Raw genomic sequence first — 24,035 nt, 5'->3', positions numbered from 1 at the left:
TGAGGTAACAAGGCTTTACTGTTCCCGCAATAAAATCCGCACCTCCATCGATCCGGCGAACACTGGATTTAGATTATGGATATCAAACCATACCGCTTAGCTGCACCTATTTTTATGGTAGCTCTGGTCGCTGCGCCAACCTTGGTTAACGCCGCTGGTAAAGAGACACATGCAGCGAAAAATTCCGCATCAAGTGAGCGAGCTTCAACGACCAAGCTTGCCAAACTGATCAACGTCGCTTTGAGTAATGATGGCAATCGTAAGCAATACTCAGCGCAATCTGCTGCCATGCGTGAAACGGGCGTCGCGAGCGCGACCTTGATGGACCCAAAACTGAAAGTGGGTTTTGGTGGCTTGCCTGTCGACAGCTTCAAATTCGATGAAGACCCAATGACCAACATCTCCGTTGGTTTAATGCAACAGTTTGAGCGTGGCTCTACGCTTGATTTACAGCAGAAGAAAGCCAATCAACAAGCCGACGGCCTTGGGCTTCAAGTTCATGCTCGTGAGCTTGAGGTAGCCAACAGCATGACTCAACTTTGGTTAGAGCTTGGTTACCAACAAAAAGCTAAACAAATCATGCTTGAGAATCGCAAGTTGATGAAGGAGATGGAAAGCTTTATTCAAACCAACTATTCGATTGGTAAGAGTGAAGCGCAAGATCTGCTCAACGCCCAACTTCAAGTCAGCAAGTTGGATGAGAAACTGCAAGCCAATGCACAGATGCAACGTCGTCTTATCTCTCAACTTTCCGAATGGTTGGGATCAGACTGGTTGGCGAACGAACAGGCTCTGCACGCGAGCAATCAATTGAACTGGGACACACTGAACAGCAAACTCTCTGCCAGTCAGAATTCGACCAAGCATTATCAGCAACTCAGCCAACACCCGATGGTTAAGATGGCCGACGTCAGCATTTCTGCCAATAAAACTCAGGTAGAAATTGCTGAGCAAGCCTACAACCCGCAGTTTGGCGTCGAAGTAATGTATGCCTACCGCCAAGCCGACAACATGATGGGTGAACCCGCCTCTGATTTGGTCAGCGCTTACCTCACCATGGACATTCCCCTATTCACGGGTGACCGCCAAGATCGCAATCTTGCTGCCGCTCAATACCAAGTTGGCGCGGCACAATCGCAAAAAGACACCTTACTAACGCAGATGAATGCCAAGGTAAACACTTTGCTGGTTGATCGCGGCAACTTAACCCAGCGTTTAGAACGTTATCAATCCACCTTATTGCCTCAAGCGAAAGCGCGCATTCAAGCCGTTGAGCGGGGTTATCAAAACAACACAGCGCAATTTAACGATGTGATTTCTGCCACGACTGATGAGTTGGCTCTGCAATTAGAGCAACAACGTCTGATGACCGACCTCAACATCGCAAACAGCAATTTAGCCACCCTACTCGGTGGTTTCGACTATCAAGTGACTTCACCGGAAGCTCGCTCTATTTCGACATATTAATTTGTGATTCCCCAAGACAGTTGGGGCTACAGCTAGGCGGCAAACGAGAGAATCCCATGAGCACTTTCCCTAACAAACTAAGGGATCTTCTATGTGATTTGGGTGAACGAGAGCAGGCAACAACGCTGTAGCGTCAAATGTGAAGGGAAAAATAAGGTAAAACAATGAAAACATTAAAGATTGCAACCATCGCGCTGATTGTTGGTGGTGCTTTAGGGTTTGGTGCTAATCATTTTCTTGCGGGCTCGGCTCACGACATGAGTGCAATGAGTGGCGAATCTGCTGCAAGCTCTAATGATCCACTTTACTGGGTTGCCCCAATGGATCCGAACTACAAACGCGACAAGCCGGGTAAATCCCCAATGGGCATGGATTTGATCCCGGTTTACGCAGAAGATCTATCCGGTGAACAAGACGCACCAGGTACAGTGACTATTGACCCTTCAGTAGAAAATAACCTCGGGGTTAAAACCGCAAACGCGACACTACAACAGCTATCACCACGCATCGAAACCGTTGGTTATATTGCCTTTGATGAAAGTCTGTTATGGCAAACCAACGTTCGTGTGGCGGGTTGGGTAGAAAAACTCTACATCAATGCTGTGGGTGAGAAAGTGAAGAAAGGCGATGTGCTTTTCACGCTCTACTCTCCAGAACTGGTTAAAGCACAAGAAGAATTACTGAATGCTTACCGCACTGGCCGCAAAGGTCTTGTAAAAGGGGCGACCGAACGCTTGGTAACACTTGGTGTTGACCGTGCTCAAATCAAATCCATTACTCGTAGTGGTAAAGCATCACAAACCATTGAAATCAAAGCACCTGCTGATGGTGTTATCGCAAGCTTAAACGTGCGTGAAGGTGGCTATTTGTCCCCTGCTCAAGCGGTGATCAGTGCAGGTCCTTTGGACAATGTTTGGGTTGATGCGGAAGTCTTTGAGCGTCAAGCACACTGGATGAAAGCGGGTTCTCAAGCCACGATGACCCTTGATGCGATCCCGGGCAATGAGTGGCAAGGTGTCGTGGATTACGTGTACCCAATCCTCGATCCGAAAACACGTACGTTGCGTGTGCGTCTTAAATTCCCTAACCCAGATGGCGCATTGAAGCCAAACATGTTCGCCAATATTGCCTTGCAGCCTGTCACTGACGACGCAGTGTTAACGATTCCTAAATCATCTGTTATCCGCTCTGGGGGTATGACTCGCGTTGTTCTGGCTGAGGGCGAAGGCAAATACCGCTCAGCTCGAATTGAAGTTGGCCGTGAAGCTGGCGAACAAATCGAAGTATTACAAGGGCTTAAACAAGACGATAAGATCGTTACTTCATCTCACTTTATGCTCGACTCTGAATCAAGCCAGTCGGCAGATCTGTCTCGCATCAATGGTGTAGAAGCAGCGGCAGAAACAGCATGGGCTAAAGGTGAGATCACAGACGTAATGAAAGATCACCGCATGCTGACCATCAACCACCAACCTGTACCAGAATGGGATTGGCCGGGCATGGTAATGAACTTCACTTTCGCAGATGGCGTTGAGATGGGTGACTTGAAAAAAGGTCAGGCTATCGAATTTGAAATGCAAAAGACGGAGTCCGGTCAGTACCAAATCATCGACTTCCATTCATCAAAAAGCACTGCTGATAAAAGCGTCATTGCTGCAGAAGTTTGGCTAACTGGTGACATCACCATGCTAATGGCCGACTTTGGCATGATCACCTTAAACCACCTACCGGTTGCAGAATGGAACTGGGATGCGGGCGATATGAACTTCTCAGTAGGTGAAGACGTTGATTTATCGAGTTTTGAAGAAGGACAGAAAGTTCGGTTTCTAGTTGAAAAACAAGGAACTGACTACGTACTTAAACAGCTAGTTCCTGCAACAACAGCCGTCGAGGGTTAATTATGATCAATGCTATTATTCGTTGGTCACTGAGCAACCGATTCCTAGTGTTGGTCGCGACCTTAGCCCTTGTATTAGGCGGACTTTACAGTGTAAAGAATACGCCTGTAGATGCGATTCCGGATCTTTCTGATGTGCAAGTGATCATCAAGACAAGCTATCCGGGTCAAGCTCCTCAAGTCGTCGAGGATCAAGTCACTTACCCACTCACCACCGCCATGCTTGCCGTGCCGGGTGCTGAGACAGTTCGTGGTTATTCCTTCTTTGGTGACTCTTACGTTTATATCATTTTCAACGATGATACCGACATGTACTGGGCACGTTCACGCGTGTTGGAGTACTTAAGCCAAGTAGCGCCAAAGTTGCCACCGAACGCAAAACCAACCCTAGGTCCTGATGCGACGGGCGTGGGCTGGGTTTACAGTTACGTATTACAAGACAAAACTGGCAAACACGATTTGGCAGATCTTCGCAGCCTGCAAGACTGGTTTTTGAAGTACGAATTGCAAACCGTTGATGGTGTCTCTGAAGTCGCGACCGTTGGCGGTATGGTGAAGCAGTATCAAGTGCAGATTGATCCTGCCAAGCTGCGTGCGTACAACCTCACTTTGCAACAAGTGAACATGGCAATCCAAAACGGCAACCAAGAAACTGGAGCGTCCGTTATCGAAGTTGCGGAAGCCGAACACATGGTTCGTACCACGGGTTACCTAACCAGCATTGAAGACATCAAATCACTGCCTCTAAAAGTCACCGAGAAAGGCACACCGTTGCTATTAGGAGACATCGCAGACATTAACCTTGGTCCACAAATGCGACGAGGTATCTCAGAGCTGAATGGCGAAGGTGAAGCGGTCGGTGGCGTAATCGTGATGCGCTTCGGTGAGAACGCCAGTGAAGTGATTGCGAAAGTCAAAGACAAACTTGCAGACCTACAACGCAGCCTGCCAGAAGGCGTGGAAATTGTTGCAACTTACGATCGCTCTACCCTTATCGATTCAGCGGTAGAAAACCTATGGAAAAAGCTTGCAGAAGAGTTCATCGTCGTCGCGATTGTGTGTGCGTTGTTCCTGTTCCACATTCGTTCTTCATTGGTTATCGCTCTGAGCCTACCGGTCGGTATTCTTAGTGCGTTTATCGTAATGCATTGGCAAGGCATCAACGCCAACATCATGTCTTTGGGTGGTATTGCGATTGCCATCGGTGCCATGGTGGATGGTGCAATCGTGATGATTGAAAACGTTCACAAGCACATTGAACGAACGCCACTGACCGACAAGAACCGCTGGCAAGTAATTGGCAAAGCCGCAGAAGAGGTCGGCGCACCGCTGTTCTTCTCGTTGCTGATCATTACTCTTAGCTTCGTACCAGTGTTCGCCTTAGAAGGTCAGGAAGGCAAGATGTTCTCACCACTTGCGTTCACTAAGACTTACGCCATGGCAGCGGCCGCAGGTTTGGCAATCACACTCGTCCCTGTTCTTATGGGCTACTTCATTCGCGGTAAGGTGTTACCGGAACACAAAAACCCGGTTAACCGTGGCTTGGTCGCGTTGTACCGCCCGCTGTTGAACACCAGCTTAAAATACCCTAAGACCATGATTGTTATTGCATTAGGTCTAATGGCGTCGGCTTACTACCCAACCAGTAAACTGGGTAGTGAGTTCATCCCGCCGCTGGATGAAGGCGACTTGATGTACATGCCAACGACCTATCCGGGTATCTCGATTGGTAAAGCACGCGAGCTTCTACAACAAACCAATAAGCTGATCAAAACCGTTCCAGAAGTGAAAACCGTATGGGGCAAGATTGGCCGAGCTGAGACCGCAACCGATCCAGCGCCACTCACCATGATTGAAACCGTGATTCAGTTGAAGCCACGCGATCAATGGCGTGAAGGGGTAACAACCGAGTCACTGCGCAAAGAGTTCGACAAGCTGGTTCAATTCCCTGGTCTTACTAACGCTTGGGTAATGCCTATCAAAACACGTATCGACATGCTGGCAACGGGCATCAAAACCCCTATCGGCATTAAGATCGCGGGCCCTGATCTGAAAGTGATTGAGAAGATCGGCTCTCAGTTGGAGCCAATTCTTAACGGCGTACAAGGCACCGCATCGGTTTACGCAGAACGTGTAGCAGGTGGTCGTTATGTCACGATCGACATTAAACGTCGTGCCGCAGCGCGTTATGGCTTGAGCATCAAAGACGTTCAGCAGGTGATCTCCACTGCGGTGGGTGGTATGAATGTGGGTGAAACCATCGAAGGCTTGGAGCGTTACCCAATCAACGTTCGTTACCCACAAGACTACCGCGACTCAGTGGTTAAACTGCAAAACCTACCATTGGTGACACCAAATGGCGCTCGTATTGCGCTGGCTGATGTAGCGGACATTCGTTACGAAGACGGCCCTCCGATGATCAAGACAGAAAACGCGCGTCCAAACGGCTGGGTGTTTGTCGATATCGATGGTCGTGACCTTGGCTCTTACGTCGTAGAAGCACAGCAAGTCGTGGCCGATCAGCTGGAGCTTCCTGCAGGTTACTCACTGGCTTGGTCTGGTCAATACGAATACATGGAGCGTGCGAAAGACCGCTTGAGCGTTGTGGTTCCAATCACCATCGCCATCATTATGCTGTTGCTTTACTTCAGCTTCCGTCGCGTTGGCGAAGTGATGATCATCATGCTTACCCTACCACTCGCTATGGTTGGTGGTTTGTGGCTCATGCATATCCTCAACTACAACTTCTCGATTGCCGTTGGGGTCGGCTTTATTGCCCTAGCAGGCGTCGCGGTTGAAATTGGGGTCATCATGCTCGTCTACCTTAACCAAGCGTGGCACTACAAAAAGCTGGATGCGGAAGAGGGTAAACAAAAGCTTGAGGCGAAAGACCTAACCGATGCCATTCGTGAAGGTGCAGGCCTGCGTGTTCGCCCAGTAATGATGACGGTATTGACGGTCATTATTGGTCTGATTCCGATCATGTACGGCGAAGGTACAGGATCAGAAGTAATGCAACGTATCGCCGCGCCAATGATTGGCGGTATGGCATCAGCACTGCTGCTGACGCTGTTAGTGCTTCCTGCCATCTTCAAGCTTTGGAAACAACGCGAGTTGCGCCCAAGTAACTCAACTCCGAGTCAAGCAAGCACGCAAACTGGCCACCAAATCGAAAACGCCGACAGCACAGATCGCACTGGCAACAAGGCTTAATCCCTACCTTCCCCTTAAACATGCCGTTTTGAGGGGAAGCAACCAAGTTATTAATGAATTAAAACAAGGATATAAAAATGAAAAAGACACTAATCACTCTTGCTCTAGCCCTAACAACAACGACTGCGTTTGCCCAAATGGATCATTCAAACATGGACCACGCGAACATGGATCATAGCAACATGAAGCATGAAAATATGGACCACGGCAGCATGAAGATGGACCATTCAAACATGATGGATATGCCGGGCATGTCGGCAGTTGGTATGCCAGCGAAAGGCGCAAAGCCAGACAAGGTGGTACACGTTGTCTTGGGTGATGACATGACCATCAAGTTCAAAAAAGACGTTAAAATTGAGCCAAACGATGTTGTGCAGTTCGTAGTCATGAACACAGGTAAGATCAACCACGAGTTCACAATCGGCTCTGCTAAAGAGCAGCTAGAACATCGCGAAATGATGAAGACAATGAGCGGCGATCACATACACGACTCTGGTAACTCTGTGACAGTAGAGCCGGGCAAAGCGAAGCAGTTGTTGTGGCATTTCCACGGTGACAACAACGTTGAGTTCGCGTGCAACATTCCGGGCCATGCAGAAGCGGGCATGACGAAGAGCATTACGCTGTAAATCGTACTTGCACACCACAAAAGGAGCTGACATTTCAGCTCCTTTCTTTCCAGTTCAATTATGATTTTTATCTCATCACAAACAGCTCTTCATGATAGTTTTTATCGATATTAAATTGGCACACACCCAACTCTTTTTTCAGTGTTTTTGAGAAAGCTTCTGGTCCACAGAAATACATTTCATACTGGTTCAAATCACCACACTGAGCCGCAATTCGTTCAGCATTCAAACGTGGCGATTTTATGGTATCTATCACATGCAGTTTGACGCTTGCTTGGTGCGCTAAGTGCCAAAGTTCATCGACCAACTGACCGTCGATACCACGACTGCAGTAAAACAGATGAACGTCGCTAGCTTGCGATTGCACTTTCAATGCTTCCAAAGCGGCAAAGAAAGAAGCAATCCCTACCCCACCAGCGATCCAGATTTGAGGTTTCTCTAAATCAAACTCCAAACGTCCGTAAGGCCCTTCTACCATCACAGCATCGCCCGCTTTTACGCGTTCATACAGTCCAGTGGTAAAGTCACCTAGCTCCTTGATTAAGAAACGTAATTCGTTGCTTTCACTGCCTGATACGATAGTAAACGGATGGGCATCTTCATCACCAAAACACAAGTAAGCAAATTGCCCCGCTTTATGACCTTGCCAAGACGCATTTGGTTTGACGACCAATTCCATCACTTCAGCTTGAGGGAAGTAACGTGTCGACGCCAAAACCGCAGAATGTTTATTGCGACGACCAACGAAGCCAAACAAACTGTAAAGTGCGGCAATCGAACCCACGACTGCAAACCCAACAGTAAGATAGTAAACAGGCTCGCCCCAATACGCGCGTTTGAGCAGCAGTACAGAGTGAATCGCGATCAGCAAGTACGCCACAGACATAAAGCGGTGCGATAGTTTAAAGGGTTTGTATTTCACAGCGCCCCATAGAGAAACCACCAGCAAAACCAACAGCATGTAGAAGCCCCACTCACCTATGCCTTGAGCAAGGTCGCGCAAACCATGAATCCAAGCCTCGATTCCAGAGACATTCCCCTCCCGTCCTGCACCTGAGTGTTTCACCGGTCTTGCTAATACACCAGACATGACTAGCCATTTCGGTACCTGATACCAAAGCCAATGCGCCAAACCTAATGCAACGCCACCGATACCGAGCCATTTGTGAACTCGATACGCTTTGTCCATGCCATGTAGCCAGTTTTCAACCACAGGCAGACGCATCGCCAACACCATGGTGATCGACATCAGCATCAACGACAGAATGCCTGAATATTGGATCATGGCAGAACGCCATTCAAAGACATTTGTTGAAGAGAAAAGCTGAGGCTCCATCGCAAACCATAATACGGACATCACGGCGATCATTGCCCAGATGATATTGCGGACTGTTTTCATGATTGGTTACTCGGTTAATCGACAACTTTACTTTAGCTGTCCATATGTAAAGCAACGTCAATAAGCGTAAAAGCACGTAAAGCTTGGCATATGCAAGGATTCCTACAGAAAAAAGACAAGAATCTAACAGTGATTAGAGTATTCACTCGCTATAGTTCCGTCTCACTTCGCAAACCAGCGAACTGGGATAAATAACACTAAGAAAATCAAGAATGAAAAAGCTATTTCTGCTACTCGGATTGTTAGCCTGTTCGAGCGCAACGTACGCCGCCAAACTCAATGAAGACCTCACTGCGATTGAAGAGCATATTTCGGGTCGAATCGGTGTATCCGTTTGGGATACACAAACCGAAGAGCATTGGGACTATCGCGGTGATGAACGCTTTCCCATGATGAGCACCTTCAAAACCCTTGCGTGTGCGACCATGCTAAAAGACATGGACAATGAAAAGCTTGATAAGAACGCGACCGCTAAAGTAGAAGAGCGTAACATGGTGGTGTGGTCACCAGTCATGGATCGCATGGTCGGCCAATCCACTCGTATTGAGCATGCATGTGAAGCTGCGATGTTAATGAGCGACAACACAGCTGCGAACATTGTTTTACGCAGCATTGGTGGGCCACGTGGCGTAACCATGTTCTTACGCAACATTGGTGACAAAGCAACACGTCTAGATCGCTTTGAACCAAGATTGAATGAAGCCAAACCAGGTGATAAACAAGACACCACAACGCCTAACGCCATGGTAAACACCCTACAGACATTGTTAGAAGGGGATGCGTTGTCGTACGAATCTCGAATTCAATTAAAGATCTGGATGCAAGACAACAAAGTCTCTGATTCCTTGATGCGTTCCGTATTACCTAAGGGCTGGTCTATCGCAGATCGCGCCGGTACAGGTGGTTTTGGCTCACGCGGCATTACTGCAATGATCTGGAAGGAAAACCACAAACCGGTTTACATCAGTATTTACATCACTGAAACCGACTTATCGTTGCAGGCACGCGACCAAGTCATCGCTCAAATTAGCCAATTGGTGTTGGACGAATACAATAATATATAACGCTAAATTAATGATTTTAAACGGAGCTTTCGAGCTCCGTTTTTTATGCGATCAATTCTGATTGACACCGGTAGAACGATCGCTCTACTCTAAAGGTAGAACATTCACTCTACCCATAAGAAGACGCTATGTTGAAAGAACAGATCGCCGCCAGTCTAGAACAAGCTTTTAGCGAGCTTGGGTTTGCAGAGCCGAGTGTTGCACAGCTCAAGGCTGCCTGTGGCGTTAGCCTGCGCACCTTGTACAAACATTACCCATCCAAGGAAGACATGATCGTGGCCGCTCTGGAGCACCGCCATCAACGCTATCTAAACTTCCTTCTGGATAATTCACCACAAGCCGGGCTAGAGGCCACTCAACACGTATTCAACAAGCTCAAACAATGGATGGAAGACTACGCACCACATGGCTGTATGTCGATGAACGCCATTGCCGCTTTTCCAGAACACAACATCATCAACCAAACCGTCAAAGCACACAAAGAAGACGTTCGACAATTTTTGGGTAAACAGAGCCTTCGCGAAGATCTTGCTACGCAACTGTTTTTAGTTCATGAAGGCGTCTCTAGTGCTTGGCCTGTGTTAGGAGAAGAGGCTCTAAACTCGGCACAACAAACTGTTTTAAGATTGCTAAAGGAAGACTGATCATGACGACTCTACCAACCACAATGAAAGGCGTACTGTTGATTGGCCATGGCGGCCCAGAAATGTTGGAGTATCGCCAGGATATTCCTGTCCCGAAACCAAAGGAGAACGAAGTGCTGATTCGTGTATCCGCTGCAGGCGTGAACAATACCGATATCAATACGCGTATCGGCTGGTATTCAAAAGGTGACAACGACAGCGAGGATGCAAGTTGGAGCGGCAATGCACTGGTTCTCCCACGTATTCAAGGCGCTGACGTCTGTGGCGAGATCGTTGCCGTTGGCAGTATGGTAGATGAACGCCGTATAGGTGAACGCGTGTTGATTGAACCTTGCTTGAGCGATGTGAACGGTGAAACCATTAATCCACCTTGGTACTATGGCTCAGAATGCGATGGTGGTTTCGCCGAGTACACCGTTGTTTCTGCAAAGCATGCGTACAAAATGAATACTGCCCTGACTGATGTTGAATTGGCTTCTTTCCCATGTTCGTACTCAACGGCAGAAAACATGCTGACTCGATCTCGTGTAGCCAAAGGGGATCGTGTCCTGATTTCTGGTGCATCTGGCGGGGTCGGCTCTGCGGCGATTCAACTTGCCAAAGCGCGCGGTGCCACCGTTATTGCCATTACAAGTCCAAGCAAAAATGAACAAGTGTTGGAACTGGGCGCAGATGAAGTAGTGCCACGCAACGCAAATCTTGTTGAAGCACTTGGCAATAACAGCATCGATGTGGTGATTGATTTGGTTGCTGGCGACCAATGGTCACAGTTCCTTGAAGTCTTGCGCCCGAAAGGTCGTTACGCGGTATCAGGTGCCATTGGCGGTGCGATGGTTGAGTTAGACGTGCGCACTCTGTATCTCAAAGATCTCAGCTTCTTTGGTTGTACCGTCCTTGAGCCTGAAGTGTTTGGAAACTTGGTTCATCATATTGAACAAGGCAACATCAAACCATTGGTCGCACAGACGTTCCCACTTGAAGGCATCAACCAAGCGCAAGCGGCATTCCAAGAGAAAGGACATGTAGGCAAGATGGTTCTTACCGTGAAGTAATACCTATCTCTACATTAGGGTCTGTTGACCTTTCGAGCTGATTTTTGCAGCGAATTGTTGGGTATTTATACAAGGCAGAGACTTTGCTATGTAGCTAGCCTACATGAGAAGTCGATAACGCAGTAGAAATGACCAACAAACGCTGCCCAAAGGGTTCGGCTAGGCGCCCCCGACTAAAATCGTTTTATGCTTTGTTAAGGCGCATTTGCTTAGAGTGACTAGGCGACACACTCCTTGCCTCGCCTAAAACGATTTTGACTAGGCGTCCCCATCCGAACAAAATTTAACCGCGAAAGGTCAACAGACCCTTATAGAACGCATTAAAAAGCCCCTCTGCAAGTTCCTCGCAGAGGGGCTTCTTCGTTCAGATTAGGCCAACCAATGACCGGAGCTTCATGGGTTACCAGTAAGCAGGGCTATCCAAACCTTGCACGCAAGAGGACGTGCCTTGGATTGGCGTCAATTCACCTACAAGTGATTGTGCCAACCAACCATGTGGAAAGCTCAAAGTATGAGGCGCTTTGAACTGCGCTTCCGTCACTTGTTGGAAACCAACGCGTGAGTAGAAGTTAGGATCGCCGTAGGTAAACACCAACTCGATACCTTGTTGTTTCAAGCGTTCAAGGCCAAAGTTGATCAGGGCTTGTCCTACGCCTTTACCTTGGCACTCTGTTAGTGTTGCCATTGGGGACAACAGGTAGCCCACTTCACCATTCTCAAAGCGTAACGGCGTAAACAACACGCCTGCAATCAAGCTTTCATCTTGTTTCGCTACAAAACCTTTCAGTTCTTGCTCGGGTGTCGCGCTCAACAAATCGCTGACTAATGCGCCAATGGTTTTGCCTTCTGCTTCGCCTTCAGAATCAGAAAAGGTTTGAGTAAACAAAGCGATCATCTCGCTGCTCATGCATCTCTCATATTGAGAAAGTGTGTAGTTAGATTTTTGAGTATTTTGATTTGTTGTTTCGTTCATTTTTCTATCAATATTTTTGTAAGATATACATCTGATACGCCACTTCATTGCCACGGCGTTTAACGATATCTAATTCAACTTGTATGTCTTTTAATGCTTGTGATGCTGGCATCTCAGCTTTCAAACTTTGCACACGCTCATCTAAAGGAACGTAGTAGTTATCCCATGCCTGCTGGCGAATTGGGAACGTCTCTAGCACTCGATAACCTGCCGATTTCGCCTGCGCAATACGTCTCTCAACACTGCCCATATCTGGGTATTCTTTTTGCCAAAATACCACCGTATCTTCGCTTGGCGTATCCGTGTTCCAAACCAGATCACTCACCACTAAAATGCCGCCGTCTTTCAGCAAAGGTCGCCACGCTTTAAATGCGCTCTCTACCCCCATGATATACGCGCTGCCTTCTGCCCAAATCAGACCGTTTGAACCTTCTGTAAATGGCAGCTCTGTCATGCTTGCGCACACCGTGGTGATATTGTCACTTAAGCCAAGAGCTTGAGCTTTGCTTTGCAAACGCTGCAAAGACGGCTCGTCGTTATCGACCGCAGTGACGTGTGCATGTTTTGCCAAAGTACGAGTCGCAATGCCCTGCCCGCAGCCGATCTCCAATATTTCATCAGGTTGAGTTGGTAATAGGTTCAACGCTTTCAACGTATCTTGCTCTGAACCAGGCCCCCAAAACTCCAAGGCTTCAAATACGCGGAAGAAGTCCGCCATGTAGTCGTCGTGAGTATTCATGTCTTTTGATAACCAACGTAAGTGAAGGGCTTCTTTCTCGCTAAAACCTTGCGTCATCAGCCAATTCAAGTGCGCATCCGGCGCGACTTCATCCAATGATTCATGCCAATCGGTTAACGGTTTTTCACCAAGCAATGCTGCCAGTAACTGACGAGATTTCTGCTTTTGTTCAATCTCTTCATCGAGCTGCTTGAGCCTTTCTAGCATCAACTGGCGATCCACTTTGGCTTCTAGGCAAGCTTTACATTCCTTGAGCGTCAGTCCGCCGCTCTGCAATTGCTGGATCAAACGCAAGCGTTGTAGATCTGCATCGCTATAAGCGCGGTAGCCGTTGCTTAACCGTTGCCCTTTGATGAGCTCAATCTTCTCGTAATAGAGCAATGTGGTGCGAGACAAACCCAGCATCTCTGCCAGTTCCGTTATCCGATACATGTAATTTTCCTCAGCACTGATGAAAGCATCTTAAACTGTAGAGTTATAGACAGGTCAACATGAATTGTAGAAAAAGATTCAAAAAAACGCCCACAATGCATTTACATTGTGGGCGTTTTTATTCTGGCCGAGATTTAGCGTTATTTCACTAGTCCTTGTTCAACCAAGCTCGGGAAAACCTCATTGCGGAAAATCGTGCTTATCGCGATGTCATCCACGTTTGAAGAATCTACCCATTGGCACTCTTCGATTTCGTTACTGGCAACCACCTCGCCCGAATAATCATTAACGAAGAACACGTCCATGACTAAAGTAATGCCGTCTTTATCGTGTGCAGGCGCCTCAAAGCGACCAAACAGCGTTAAGGCATCTTCCGCCACGACAATGCTTACTTCTTCTTGCAGTTCACGACACAACGCTTGCTCTGACGTTTCGCCACTATCCAGTTTTCCACCCGGCGCATAGAAGGTGTCTTTGCCTTTTGAGCGCAGCACTAGCAACGCGCCGTCTTTAATGATGATACCTGCAGACTTGTGCATCTTGTTTTCCTTCTAAGCGTTAGAGAAACTTCTCGATCATGACTTCATTGATGTACTGGCCGTTAACTTTGGCATGCTTCTTTGCGGTACCGACCACTTCAAAGCCATGTTTTAGATACGTTGCGAGCGCGTTGGGGTTGTCTTCTCGTACATAGGCAAACAGCTTTTCATAGCCTTTGGATTTAGCATCAGCAAAGGTGGCGGTAAACAGCGCTGAAGCGACACCTTGTCGGCGGCATTTGGCATCGACGAACGTACCAATAATACCAACGTGAGCAAACGCCTTGGTATAACTGGCGAAAGGCTCTACGTTTTGGAAACCCAGCACGGCGCTGTCTTCCTCGTTCCCTTCTTTTACATTCAATGCCACATTGAACACACCCGATTCAGGAAAGCTTTCAATGAAGCCTTCTTCCTCTTCTGGGGTGAAGGTGGTATCAAGGATTGTATATAAGCCCTCTTCTATGATGGGATTGAGAACTTCGGTAATGCCTTGAGCGTGCTGTTTTTGTGCCTTTGTGACGACAACTTTCATAGTATTTTTCGTTCTTTTTATAGGGATGAAATAGGAGCTCGATTATCTTCTATCTTGATCGTAAAACCAATGACCTAACGATCGTTCGATCAGTAAATACCCTCTGGATCATCCCATAGCTAACGCCCTATAAAAAAACCACCGCTTCGATGTTGTTACCATCGGGATCATAAAAGAACGCTGCGTAGTAATTTGGCGCATAGTGTTCACGTAAACCTAGCTCTCCATGACAAGTAAACCCAGCTTCGATACCTGTTCTATGAAAAGCCTCGACGGACGCTTTGTCATTCGCTTTAAACGCAATGTGGCAAGGGGCACTTTGGTCACTCTTTTCTATCAGAAAACGCGTATTGGGTTCACCAACTAATCCAAAGCCTGCCGCTGCTTCGTCCAACCATTTTAGTTCGATGCCCAGAGGGGTAAGCACCTTGGAGTAAAAAGCGACACAAGCATCAAAATCCACAACTTTGATTTCAAAATGATCAATCATATCTATCCCTACTTGATTGAATTTGTTCCATAAAAAAGACCACCTTAATCAAAGGTGGTCTCGATTGCGAAGTCTATCGTTTTATCGGTGACAAACTTGTTGGTTATGCCCTAGCTTAACTTAAAGGACGGCCTTCATAATCACCCGTCAGTGTTTTCAAGAACGCTTTGATGGCATCCACTTCTTCATCCGACATTTCCACTCCGACTTGGTACTTACCCATGTCGTAGATGGCTTTTTCTAGCGTATCAGCATGACCATCGTGGAAGTATGGTGGTGTCAGTTCAATGTTGCGCAAGGTTGGCACTTTAAACTTGTGTTTGTCTTCTTTGTTACCAGTGAAGTTGTAACGACCAAGGTCTGCGTCCGTCATATCAGTACCACGCTCAGCAAAGTAGTCCGCTTTCATGCCCATGGTTTCAAACGTTTCACCACCCATCGCTTCACCTGCGTGACAGGTTTGACAATCGTACTTCTTGAACAACATTAAACCGTATTTCTCGTGCGAGTCCAGCGCTTGAGTATCACCCATCATGTATTGGTCGAAGCGGCTATTTGGTGTGGTTAGGGTTTTCTCAAATTCGGCAATCGCATCCGTAATGTTGTTGCCATTAATCTCACCTGAGTAAACCTTTTTGAACATCGCAACCATTTCTGGGTCTTGGCTTAACTTGTCGACGATTTCATCCCAATCCACAGAACCCATTTCAATAGGGTTAAACGGAGGACCACCCGCTTGGTCTTGCAGATCCGCAGCACGGCCATCCCAGAATTGCAGTTTGTTGTACACAGCGTTAAATACGGTTGGCGCGTTAATGCCACCAACTTGGCCGTGAATACCAACAGACGTTACGAGTCGGTCCACGCCGCCTGTATCAAGGCCATGGCATGACGCACATGAGACACTATTGTCTCCTGATAGTCGCGTGTCGTGATAAAGCACCTTACCCAGCTCAGCCTTGTCTGAATCGGTGTCGAACGTGGTGTAAATTGGTTGTAGAACTTTGGTTTTACGTTCTTCAGATACCGGAGACTGGGCATGACGCTCTGCACGCTTCTCACGAATCCATTTCAACAATGTATGCTTCTCTTCTTTCGACATGCTTGCTGACCAGTGCATCGTGAGGTAAATCGCTGGCGGCATTGAGTCGTCGTAAAGCACCTTCTCAAGACGAGCAAGTGCGACTTCAGAGACCAAATCATCTTGTTTGACATCATCAAACAGGTTGGTCATATCGAAATGACGCATCGCAACACGAACATCCGCTTCCATGATTTGTTTTGCTACTGGCATTTCTGAGTAGAACGGCATTTCGCTGTTTGGCGTATGACAATAACCACAGCCTTTGTCTGAGAGCACCTTCATTGCTTGATAGTCTAGCGTCGATTTATCCAGAGAACTGAACTGCGCTAACTGTTGTTGAGCCACTTTTTGATCGTCTTGCTTCACCATGTAGACAGTACCTAAGTAAGCCACTAAGCCTGCTCCAACGATCCCTAGCGTAATTTTCTTTTTATTCATCACTTTCCCCTAATCCGTTGCGGCAAAAGTTATTGAAATACCGATATTTTTAAAAATGGGAAAAAGGAATAGATATTAATCGAATATTTAGATGAGAAGCGGATTTAACATCTAATAGTTTTTTAAAACAGACACTTGCCGACGAACGTAAAAAATACAACATAAAAACAACAACTTAAAACTAGAACTTTTATTGATATGAGTCAAAAATGACGGGAGCTCCAATATATTAACCAAACATATTAAATTCGATTGAAAATAATTCAGAACGAAATAAAGTAAGAATGGTGGAAGGGGTAAAGGAAAATAATATGGGCACAAAAAAAGGCAGCTCGTAAGCTACCTTTTTTGCAAGTCAGCAAATTAAATTATGCTTTCTTAACGTCTTTAGCTGGGTAAGTTAGCGTTGCTTCGCCAGCTTTAACGCGTACGTAAAAACCGCCGCTGCTTAGACCTGTAACAACCATTTCACCAAGATCGATACCTTTAGTAGCTACTACTACGTCACCGATTGAAAACATATTTAATACCCTGTTTATGTAGATTATGACCTTAAGTCGTTGGCGGTATTTAAGCTGAAATCGCCCCCTTAGCCTAATCAGATTTTTTGTCGTTATGATTAACATTTATTATTGTTATAAGCCTTGTTTTTCAAGGCTTTGTTAAGGTTTGATAGAGTTCGCTTTTACGCATTCAGCTTCGCATAAGTAAAGGGGAGATTTCCCCCTATTACGCTATGATGAGGTTAACCAAACCAAGTCATTCTCGCTAAAACTTAGTTTCTTGAGGCAACTTGGATATCGAATCCTATTGGGAGAAAGACAATGAAAAATGGACTCACAATTCGCGCTTTAGAACGTTCTGATTTGCGTTTTATTCACGATCTCAACAATAACCGTAATATCATGACGTATTGGTTTGAGGAACCGTATGAGTCGCATGATGAATTAGAAGAATTGTACAGAAAGCACATTCATGATGATGCAGAACGTCGCTTTGTAGTAGAGGATGAGCAAGGCGTACTTATTGGCCTCGTAGAGCTTATTGAAATTAACTATATTCACCGTAGCGCCGAGTTCCAAATTATTATCGCCCCTGATCATCAAGGTAGAGGTTACGCGGAAGAAGTCATTAATCGTGCACTTGATTATTCGTTTTCAATCTTAAACTTGCACAAAATTTATCTATTGGTGGCGCTCGACAACGAAAAGGCCATTCATCTCTATGAGAAATGTGGCTTTATTGAGGAAGGTCATTTAGTGCAAGAGTTCTTCATTAATGGCAGCTATAGAGATGTGAAACGTATGTACATTTTGCAAAATCAATTTCGTACAAAATTTGAAATTGACCAATAAGCGCAAATCCCTTTCACACGGTTGGGTGAACGAGATTGGACATACCACTCGTGAAGTAGCGAGTGGTATGACACATGCTCGATTATTCAAACTGATATTGGTATGAGAAGATGACACGCTTGTCAGGGTCATCGAGATAAGTGTTGTTGTCCATGGCAAACGTCATCACATTAAAGGAGTGACGTTTCTGCACCAGATAACTCATGCCTACTCCACCAAAAACGCCTTGGTAATTATCCCCTTCACTGTTTTCCGAACCGTAAGATCCACCAGCAAACCCCATCAACGTTAGTTGCTCTGTCAAAGGTTTTAACGTAAATGCGCCTAAATAGCCGCTACTACCAGAAGAATTCATCATGTTGAACCCATTCTCGGGGCTAGGTGTACCACTGAAACCAGGATCCGAACATGCACTTTCCCCTGCACCGTCACAAACAGGCACATCGCCATCGTTATAGGTGTAGCCTGCCATTGGGAAGATCTGGAAGCCCGCAGGCTCGATACCGAAGTAACTCAGAGGTACAAACGTTCCAACACTATAATTGGTTTGGTCTGCGCCATTGGTGTACTCATTCTTACCAAAGTTGAAGTTCACGATACCAACGGGAAACAACCAAGAGCCGCCCACACGCCACTCACTTGCATCATCATTGATACGGACATTAATCTTGCGTGCTTCATCCAATGCTAAGGAACCAGAGAATGAGATGTTCTGGTCATCAAAATCATAGTTGTTGGAATAAGCCGCACCGAACTTGGTGATCACCTTTGTTGGATCATCGGCTAATTTGTTTTTGTTCTCTTTGGGAACGCGTTCGCTAGCCAGAGCCGACGAGCTTAAAACTAACGCTGCACATGCCAGCCAAAACGTGTTGTTCATTTCAAATTTCCTCGACGAGTTCGCTATCGTCTTTTTACTTTGTGCTTTTTGTTCAGTTGAATTGATACCGTCCCGCTACAAACAAAAACGGCGGTAAGCCTAGGACGTGCTTACCGCTGCTTTTCGTCGTATCGCTAATCTAGTGATTGCGTTAACGCCGGATTATTGGTTTTTCCAGCTGTAGCCAATGCTCAAGAAGTACAACGCTGGATCATCAAAGCTTGCAATCGTGTTACCCGCTCGACCTTTCACTTCAGACGATTCAATCAAGGTCGCTTCAAAGGCAACTGAAACCGTGCTTGCTTCATCAATCTTGTAATCAATGCCCGTACCTAGACGGTAAGCGTTGCCAGTTGGGATAGTCAGATCACCGTTGGATTGGTCTGTGTACATGCTTGAGTCAAATGCGAAACCTGCATTCCACATCACTTTGCTATTAACCTTGTACTGTGTACCAAAAGCAATCTGGTAGGTGTCTTGTGTTTCTACATCCATCAGCGTTTGGTAAGCACTCCAATCTTGCCAGTTCAGGTTACCCATCACCGCCAGTTTGTCGTTGAGCTCATGGTAAGCACTGAATACAAACTGCTGAGGCGCAACGGCACTGGTCGAGAAGTCCTTATCATCGAATTCGAACTCAGTTTCATTCGAGTAAGACAGACCTAAGCGAGTACCTGAAGTCAATTCATACAGCACACCAACGCGGCCATTCACTTGAGTGTCTGTATCTTCAATGCCACCAGCGAGTGTCGTACCATCAACTTTGACATCCATATCTAAAATGCCGTAATGGATGCCTAATGCAGCACCTACAGACCATTGATCGTTAATACGGTATGAAGCAGAGGGTTGAACCGTCACGGCCTGAGTAATTGCATTAGGAATATCAATACGGCTGAACAGCTTGTCGTATTCCAGACCCAAGCCGTAGTTGCCGTACATACCAATACCAAGCGTCCACTTGTCGTTCACTTGTTGGCTGTAAAACGCAGAACCAAGCGGCACGTAGCCAATGATGTTTCCTGCGTCACCACCACCAAATGTGTCCAGTGTTGTGTCGCCATATAAGCTGATCAAATGACCTGAGAATGACTGACCCGCCACGTTTGACAGACCTGCTGGGTTCGCCGCCATGACCGAGGCATCCTGCGCTCTTGCCGCCATACCCGCAGACGCTAAACCAATGTCTGTGGTGGAAGTCTCGTACAAGTACAGACCTCCTGCTTGCGCTGCTGCACACGAGATGAGGGACCCCACAGCAACGATTTTGGTAAGATTTTTCATACTAAAACCTATAAGTATGTTAAGAGAAAACCCGTACTGCGGCGTTGGTTGTATATCAGTGAAAGGACTGACCATCACACACAGCACAGGCAATTTGTGGATTGAATGAGAAATAAAACCGACTAAGCGGTTGGTCTTTCTTCTATTTTTGTTTTCATCTTGTCGTCTGAAATAAAACCAACGACGAACGCGCTTAAAATTTGATGCGCCTTGTTATTTCCACTTAATGTGTGACCAAACATCACACAGCAAAAATACGTAAATTATTTTTATCTTATGAGTCGTATTAGAATTGGTAGTTGTATTCGATGCGGTGGTCACCATCTCCAAAGTCGACTTGCTCATTCCAGTTAGCGAAGTAACGAATATTTGAACGCGGTGTTATTTGGTAAGAAATCGCAAATTCATGCGTTAAGATATTATCCTCACCCGCATAATACGTGTCTTTATAAACACTTGAGCCCGACAAGGTGTGCATATACATCGGGTTGTAGTTGATCCAAATTTTGTCGGTAATATCGATTTTCGAGTACATACCGACCACAGTAAACGTGCCCGGAATCTCATAGCCGTTGTCTTCACCACTGAAGTCATTGGCGATCGTCACACCTGCACCAGCTAATGGGTAAAGCTGGACAACACCGAGCTTCGGCAAGGCCTTGATGAAGCTATACGATGCATCCAACTTGTCAGCATCCACGTCGTAGTTCACATCAAGCTGACGTCCCAATCCTTTCGCAACTTCAACTTGGAAATTACGCAGGCGGAAGGAATCAATACTGTCATCCACTTTGCTGTACAACGGGTCATCTTCATCTCGAATGCCAAACAGTTCGCCACCAATACCTTTGACTTCGATAACGTTCATTGCCATCGTGCCCGGTTGAGACGCTTTATAGGTTTGGCCTATCTTAATGTTTGCCCCTTTGTCCGTAATGCCAAAGCCAGCTTGGGTATAAACCGCAAGAGGATCGGACATATCTTGTAGTTCTTTATCTGTATCTGTCTCAGCAAAAACGGGGGACGCAAACTGGATTGCTGCTGCCATCACGACAACAGACGGTTTCACCATATTCATAGGATTTTATCCATCTTTTATTCAATTAAACGCACGCGTCATCAAACCTGCATAAATCGCGGACGAGCTGAATCGAGCCTCGGAAAGTTCAATTTCCAACGCGAATTTACGAATAACAGGTTGTTTAACGCTGCATTTAAATTAAATAGAGGATAACGGTAAGTTCAATCACCTATAGTTATATGAGTTATAACCTAAATTTTGGTTTAGATTTGAAATGAAATTTAGATTAACAATTATCTAAATAGTAGATATCACAACAAACAATGAATGCTCAGTTAATATAGATTGAACATGTGAAATCAAACCAAAGAGAAAATAAACGGTCAATTGAAAGATGAAACCACCTAGACGTTTAGCTATATACTTTTTCAGCGATTTCACCAATAAATAAGTCATGTTGGCTTAAACATATATTCTACAACTGTAGAGTATTTTCATTAATAAAATGTTATTTCATCTTGGAGTTCGATACTTCCACTTCTTGGAAATTCTTCAATATCATTTATGTGAACTACGTTGGCATCGCACATTTTTCTGTTCTACCTAAAACAAAAAACGCAGCCCGAAGACTGCGTTTTAATTCCAATGTGAATGAGCTTAAGCTCTTCGGTGAATCCGCCCTCTCGCTTACAGCTTTTCAACGCCCATATTGAACAAGGTAAAGCTGTAAACATCGGCGGTTTTCTCAATAACCTTGCTGGTCGGTGTGCCTGCACCGTGACCTGCGTTGGTTTCTATTCGAATCAAAGTTGGGTTTGTACCCGCTTGCTTCGACTGTAGCTCAGCAGCAAATTTGTACGAGTGCGCTGGCACCACACGGTCATCGTGGTCACCCGTTGTTACCATAGTTGCTGGGTATTTAACGCCGGCTTTTACGTTGTGTACTGGCGAGTATCCTTTGAGGTAATCGAACATCTCTTTACTTTGTTCTGCCGTACCGTAGTCATAAGCCCAGCCCGCCCCTGCCGTAAAGGTGTGGTAACGAAGCATGTCTAATACACCCACCGCCGGCAGTGCCACTTTGAACAGTTCTGGACGCTGAGTCATCACTGTACCAACAAGCAAGCCGCCATTAGACCCACCGTTAATCGCGAGCTTGTCTGACGAGGTGTAGTCTTGATCGATAAGGAACTCAGCTCCGGCAATAAAGTCATCAAACGAGTTTTGCTTCTCTAACTTGGTGCCGGCATTGTGCCACTCTTTGCCGTACTCACCACCACCACGGATGTTAGCAACAGCGTAGATACCACCCATTTCCAACCATGCCGCTCGACTTGGACTGAAGTAAGGCGTCAGGCTGATATTGAAACCACCATAACCATACAAAATCGTTGGTGCGGTGCCGTCCATCGGCGTGCCTTTTTTGTAAGTGATGATCATTGGAATCTTGGTCCCGTCTTTCGATTTGTAGAACACCTGACGAGATTCAAATTGTGCCGGATCGAATGGTGCGTTCGATTTGTGGTAAACCTCGCTGTCACCATCTTTGATGTCTAGGCGATAGGTCGTGCTTGGCGTCTTGTAGTTGGTGAAAGAGTAGTAGACTTCAGCGTCTTCTTTCTTACCCCAAAAGCCGTAAGCACTGCCGATGTCTGGTAGCTTGATTTCACGAATGAACTTACCGTCCATATCGTATTGTTTGACCATAGAAAGCGCATCAACAATGTAGCTTGCGAACAGGTAACCGCCCGCAGTTGATGGACTAAGCACATTGTCAGTTTCAGGAATTAAATCTTTCCAATTCTTTGGCTCAGGATTGCTTGCATCCACCGTCACCACTCGTTTGTTTGGTGCATCTAAGTTGGTGACCAAATACAGCTTGGTGCCTTTGCTATCAATCACCCAAGTATCAGAATTGGTGTCATCCAAAATGGTTTTCAGCGGACTGTCTGGCTTGGTCAAATCTTTGAAGAAAAGCTTATTGCCAGACGTTGAAGTGCTTGCCGAAATAAATAGGTAACGTTGGTCGTCCGAAGTGTAACCACGAACGTATCGGTGCTTCTCTGCCTCTGTGCCACCGAAGATAAGCTTGTCTTCACTCTGCTTAGTGCCTAGCTCGTGGTAATAAAGCTTGTGTTGGTCGGTTTTTGCCGAAAGCTCGCTGCCTTCTGGCTTATCGTAACTTGAGTAGTAGAAACCTTTGTTGCCTAACCAGTTTACGCCACTGAACTTAATATCCACTAGCGTCTCACCGACAGGCTTTTTGGTTTCGGCATCAAGCACAATCACTTTGCGCCAGTCGCTACCGCCCTCTGAAATGCTGTAAGCGACTAAAGAACCATCTTTGGTGAAGCTCACATTCGCCATCGAAGTCGTGCCATCTTCGCTAAAGGTATTTGGGTCGAGGAAAACTTCTGCCTTGCCATCATCGAGTTGGCGGTAAAGCACATCTTGGTTTTGCAAACCGTCGTTCCTGTAGAAATAGGTATATTTGCCTTCTTTGAATGGACGCCCTAACTTCTCGTAATCCATCAACTGAGTTAAGCGTTCTTCAATCTGGTGACGATAAGGAATTTGCGCCAAGTAATCGAACGTGACTTGGTTCTGCGCTTTCACCCAATCAGCCGTTTCTTTACTGCGGTCATCTTCTAACCAGCGATATGGGTCACTGACTTTGGTGCCAAAATACTCATCTACCACATCGACTTTCTTTGTCGTTGGGTACTTCACAGCCATTTTTTGTACGTGTTCAACCAACTCCTGTGTTGAGTCTTCAGCGTAAGCACCCGGTAATACGCCCGACATCGCAAACGCGGTCACCAGTGCTAAGGTTTTCTTTTTCATAGACTTCCTTTTCTGTTTTTGTTTAATACTCAAGTAACCTCAAGATGCTTGGTTCA

Annotated in this window: 20 protein-coding genes; 8 read left to right on the top strand and 12 right to left on the bottom strand. The window is 46.2% G+C overall.

All coding sequences use genetic code 11. From position 1 onward, the window contains the following. Window positions 1-75 precede the first annotated feature (75 nt). From C1S74_RS20310 to copI, 4 genes are all read left to right on the top strand, one after another. A complete protein-coding gene (locus C1S74_RS20310) occupies window positions 76-1,467 on the top strand; it encodes a TolC family protein (protein ID WP_045397363.1) in 1,392 nt (463 codons plus the stop codon). Between the two features lie 164 nt (window positions 1,468-1,631). After that, window positions 1,632-3,365, top strand: coding sequence for an efflux RND transporter periplasmic adaptor subunit (locus tag C1S74_RS20305; protein WP_045397361.1), 1,734 nt, complete (start codon window positions 1,632-1,634; stop codon window positions 3,363-3,365). Window positions 3,366-3,367: 2 nt separating this feature from the next. Then, window positions 3,368-6,577, top strand: a complete 3,210-nt coding sequence (locus C1S74_RS20300; protein WP_045397358.1) for an efflux RND transporter permease subunit — start codon at window positions 3,368-3,370, stop codon at window positions 6,575-6,577. A 77-nt stretch (window positions 6,578-6,654) separates the two neighbouring features. Beyond that, entirely contained in the window at window positions 6,655-7,206 is a 552-nt protein-coding gene (copI, locus tag C1S74_RS20295; protein WP_045397356.1) for a copper-resistant cuproprotein CopI, read from the top strand. Between the two features lie 67 nt (window positions 7,207-7,273). Here copI and C1S74_RS20290 read toward each other — a convergent pair whose 3' ends face one another. Then, the gene (locus C1S74_RS20290) at window positions 7,274-8,605 is read right to left on the bottom strand and encodes a ferredoxin reductase family protein (RefSeq protein WP_045397354.1); all 1,332 of its coding nucleotides are present in this window, start codon (window positions 8,603-8,605) and stop codon (window positions 7,274-7,276) included. A gap of 212 nt (window positions 8,606-8,817) precedes the next feature. On the opposite strand from C1S74_RS20290, the gene blaCARB reads away from it, so the two are divergent. The 3 genes from blaCARB to C1S74_RS20275 all read left to right on the top strand — a co-directional run bounded on the left by blaCARB (window position 8,818) and on the right by C1S74_RS20275 (window position 11,365). Next, on the top strand, window positions 8,818-9,669 hold the full coding sequence (gene blaCARB, locus C1S74_RS20285) for a CARB/PSE/RTG family carbenicillin-hydrolyzing class A beta-lactamase (protein ID WP_045397352.1): 852 nt from the start codon (window positions 8,818-8,820) through the stop codon (window positions 9,667-9,669). A gap of 128 nt (window positions 9,670-9,797) precedes the next feature. Beyond that, window positions 9,798-10,313 (top strand): TetR/AcrR family transcriptional regulator, encoded by a 516-nt coding sequence (locus C1S74_RS20280; protein WP_045397350.1) that lies wholly within the window; start codon window positions 9,798-9,800, stop codon window positions 10,311-10,313. 2 nt (window positions 10,314-10,315) lie between these two features. Further along, window positions 10,316-11,365 carry an alcohol dehydrogenase family protein gene (locus C1S74_RS20275; protein WP_045397347.1) on the top strand — a complete coding sequence of 350 codons (1,050 nt, stop codon included), beginning with the start codon at window positions 10,316-10,318 and terminating at the stop codon, window positions 11,363-11,365. Between the two features lie 400 nt (window positions 11,366-11,765). On the opposite strand, the gene C1S74_RS20265 is transcribed toward C1S74_RS20275, so the two are convergent. The 7 genes from C1S74_RS20265 to C1S74_RS20235 form a co-directional block, all read right to left on the bottom strand. Beyond that, window positions 11,766-12,338: a GNAT family N-acetyltransferase gene (locus C1S74_RS20265; RefSeq protein WP_082037688.1), complete on the bottom strand. Its 573-nt coding sequence runs from the start codon at window positions 12,336-12,338 to the stop codon at window positions 11,766-11,768. A gap of 7 nt (window positions 12,339-12,345) precedes the next feature. Further along, window positions 12,346-13,509, bottom strand: coding sequence for a MerR family transcriptional regulator (locus C1S74_RS20260; protein ID WP_045397343.1), 1,164 nt, complete (start codon window positions 13,507-13,509; stop codon window positions 12,346-12,348). Between the two features lie 140 nt (window positions 13,510-13,649). Beyond that, window positions 13,650-14,048 (bottom strand): NUDIX hydrolase, encoded by a 399-nt coding sequence (locus tag C1S74_RS20255; protein WP_045397341.1) that lies wholly within the window; start codon window positions 14,046-14,048, stop codon window positions 13,650-13,652. 19 nt (window positions 14,049-14,067) lie between these two features. Next, window positions 14,068-14,583, bottom strand: a complete 516-nt coding sequence (locus C1S74_RS20250; protein ID WP_045397338.1) for a GNAT family N-acetyltransferase — start codon at window positions 14,581-14,583, stop codon at window positions 14,068-14,070. 127 nt (window positions 14,584-14,710) lie between these two features. After that, window positions 14,711-15,073, bottom strand: coding sequence for a VOC family protein (locus tag C1S74_RS20245; RefSeq protein ID WP_045397337.1), 363 nt, complete (start codon window positions 15,071-15,073; stop codon window positions 14,711-14,713). Between the two features lie 115 nt (window positions 15,074-15,188). Then, window positions 15,189-16,595: a cytochrome-c peroxidase gene (locus C1S74_RS20240; protein ID WP_045397334.1), complete on the bottom strand. Its 1,407-nt coding sequence runs from the start codon at window positions 16,593-16,595 to the stop codon at window positions 15,189-15,191. A gap of 368 nt (window positions 16,596-16,963) precedes the next feature. Then, window positions 16,964-17,116, bottom strand: coding sequence for a hypothetical protein (locus C1S74_RS20235; protein ID WP_095760490.1), 153 nt, complete (start codon window positions 17,114-17,116; stop codon window positions 16,964-16,966). A gap of 303 nt (window positions 17,117-17,419) precedes the next feature. Between C1S74_RS20235 and speG the strand changes: the two genes are divergently transcribed. Continuing rightward, on the top strand, window positions 17,420-17,950 hold the full coding sequence (gene speG / locus C1S74_RS20230; RefSeq protein ID WP_038876723.1) for a spermidine N1-acetyltransferase: 531 nt from the start codon (window positions 17,420-17,422) through the stop codon (window positions 17,948-17,950). 82 nt (window positions 17,951-18,032) lie between these two features. Here the strand turns inward: speG and C1S74_RS20225 are convergent, their stop codons facing one another. The 4 genes from C1S74_RS20225 to C1S74_RS20210 all read right to left on the bottom strand — a co-directional run bounded on the left by C1S74_RS20225 (window position 18,033) and on the right by C1S74_RS20210 (window position 23,979). Beyond that, window positions 18,033-18,830, bottom strand: coding sequence for a hypothetical protein (locus C1S74_RS20225; protein WP_045397332.1), 798 nt, complete (start codon window positions 18,828-18,830; stop codon window positions 18,033-18,035). A 162-nt stretch (window positions 18,831-18,992) separates the two neighbouring features. Then, complete coding sequence (locus C1S74_RS20220) at window positions 18,993-20,114, bottom strand: OmpP1/FadL family transporter (RefSeq protein WP_045397330.1); 1,122 nt, start codon at window positions 20,112-20,114, stop codon at window positions 18,993-18,995. Window positions 20,115-20,400: 286 nt separating this feature from the next. Next, entirely contained in the window at window positions 20,401-21,192 is a 792-nt protein-coding gene (locus C1S74_RS20215; protein ID WP_045397327.1) for a hypothetical protein, read from the bottom strand. A 630-nt stretch (window positions 21,193-21,822) separates the two neighbouring features. Beyond that, window positions 21,823-23,979: a prolyl oligopeptidase family serine peptidase gene (locus C1S74_RS20210; RefSeq protein ID WP_045397325.1), complete on the bottom strand. Its 2,157-nt coding sequence runs from the start codon at window positions 23,977-23,979 to the stop codon at window positions 21,823-21,825. Window positions 23,980-24,035: the final 56 nt, after the last annotated feature.

This window comes from Vibrio hyugaensis, assembly GCF_002906655.1.
Lineage (GTDB): Bacteria > Pseudomonadota > Gammaproteobacteria > Enterobacterales > Vibrionaceae > Vibrio > Vibrio hyugaensis.
The sequence above is the reverse complement of the archived record's forward strand: the minus strand, read 5'-3'. Positions and strand labels throughout refer to the sequence as shown.

Coding starts and splice junctions, on each gene's coding strand:
- C1S74_RS20245 (WP_045397337.1), bottom strand. CDS start 15,073: ATGATTGATCATTTTGAAATCAAAGTTGTGGATTTTGATGCTTGTGTC.
- C1S74_RS20220 (WP_045397330.1), bottom strand. CDS start 20,114: ATGAAAAATCTTACCAAAATCGTTGCTGTGGGGTCCCTCATCTCGTGT.
- C1S74_RS20240 (WP_045397334.1), bottom strand. CDS start 16,595: ATGAATAAAAAGAAAATTACGCTAGGGATCGTTGGAGCAGGCTTAGTG.
- C1S74_RS20305 (WP_045397361.1), top strand. CDS start 1,632: ATGAAAACATTAAAGATTGCAACCATCGCGCTGATTGTTGGTGGTGCT.
- speG (WP_038876723.1), top strand. CDS start 17,420: ATGAAAAATGGACTCACAATTCGCGCTTTAGAACGTTCTGATTTGCGT.
- C1S74_RS20235 (WP_095760490.1), bottom strand. CDS start 17,116: ATGTTTTCAATCGGTGACGTAGTAGTAGCTACTAAAGGTATCGATCTT.
- C1S74_RS20300 (WP_045397358.1), top strand. CDS start 3,368: ATGATCAATGCTATTATTCGTTGGTCACTGAGCAACCGATTCCTAGTG.
- C1S74_RS20290 (WP_045397354.1), bottom strand. CDS start 8,605: ATGAAAACAGTCCGCAATATCATCTGGGCAATGATCGCCGTGATGTCC.
- copI (WP_045397356.1), top strand. CDS start 6,655: ATGAAAAAGACACTAATCACTCTTGCTCTAGCCCTAACAACAACGACT.
- C1S74_RS20260 (WP_045397343.1), bottom strand. CDS start 13,509: ATGTATCGGATAACGGAACTGGCAGAGATGCTGGGTTTGTCTCGCACC.
- C1S74_RS20310 (WP_045397363.1), top strand. CDS start 76: ATGGATATCAAACCATACCGCTTAGCTGCACCTATTTTTATGGTAGCT.
- C1S74_RS20225 (WP_045397332.1), bottom strand. CDS start 18,830: ATGAACAACACGTTTTGGCTGGCATGTGCAGCGTTAGTTTTAAGCTCG.
- blaCARB (WP_045397352.1), top strand. CDS start 8,818: ATGAAAAAGCTATTTCTGCTACTCGGATTGTTAGCCTGTTCGAGCGCA.
- C1S74_RS20250 (WP_045397338.1), bottom strand. CDS start 14,583: ATGAAAGTTGTCGTCACAAAGGCACAAAAACAGCACGCTCAAGGCATT.
- C1S74_RS20215 (WP_045397327.1), bottom strand. CDS start 21,192: ATGAATATGGTGAAACCGTCTGTTGTCGTGATGGCAGCAGCAATCCAG.
- C1S74_RS20275 (WP_045397347.1), top strand. CDS start 10,316: ATGACGACTCTACCAACCACAATGAAAGGCGTACTGTTGATTGGCCAT.
- C1S74_RS20255 (WP_045397341.1), bottom strand. CDS start 14,048: ATGCACAAGTCTGCAGGTATCATCATTAAAGACGGCGCGTTGCTAGTG.
- C1S74_RS20280 (WP_045397350.1), top strand. CDS start 9,798: ATGTTGAAAGAACAGATCGCCGCCAGTCTAGAACAAGCTTTTAGCGAG.
- C1S74_RS20265 (WP_082037688.1), bottom strand. CDS start 12,338: ATGAACGAAACAACAAATCAAAATACTCAAAAATCTAACTACACACTT.
- C1S74_RS20210 (WP_045397325.1), bottom strand. CDS start 23,979: ATGAAAAAGAAAACCTTAGCACTGGTGACCGCGTTTGCGATGTCGGGC.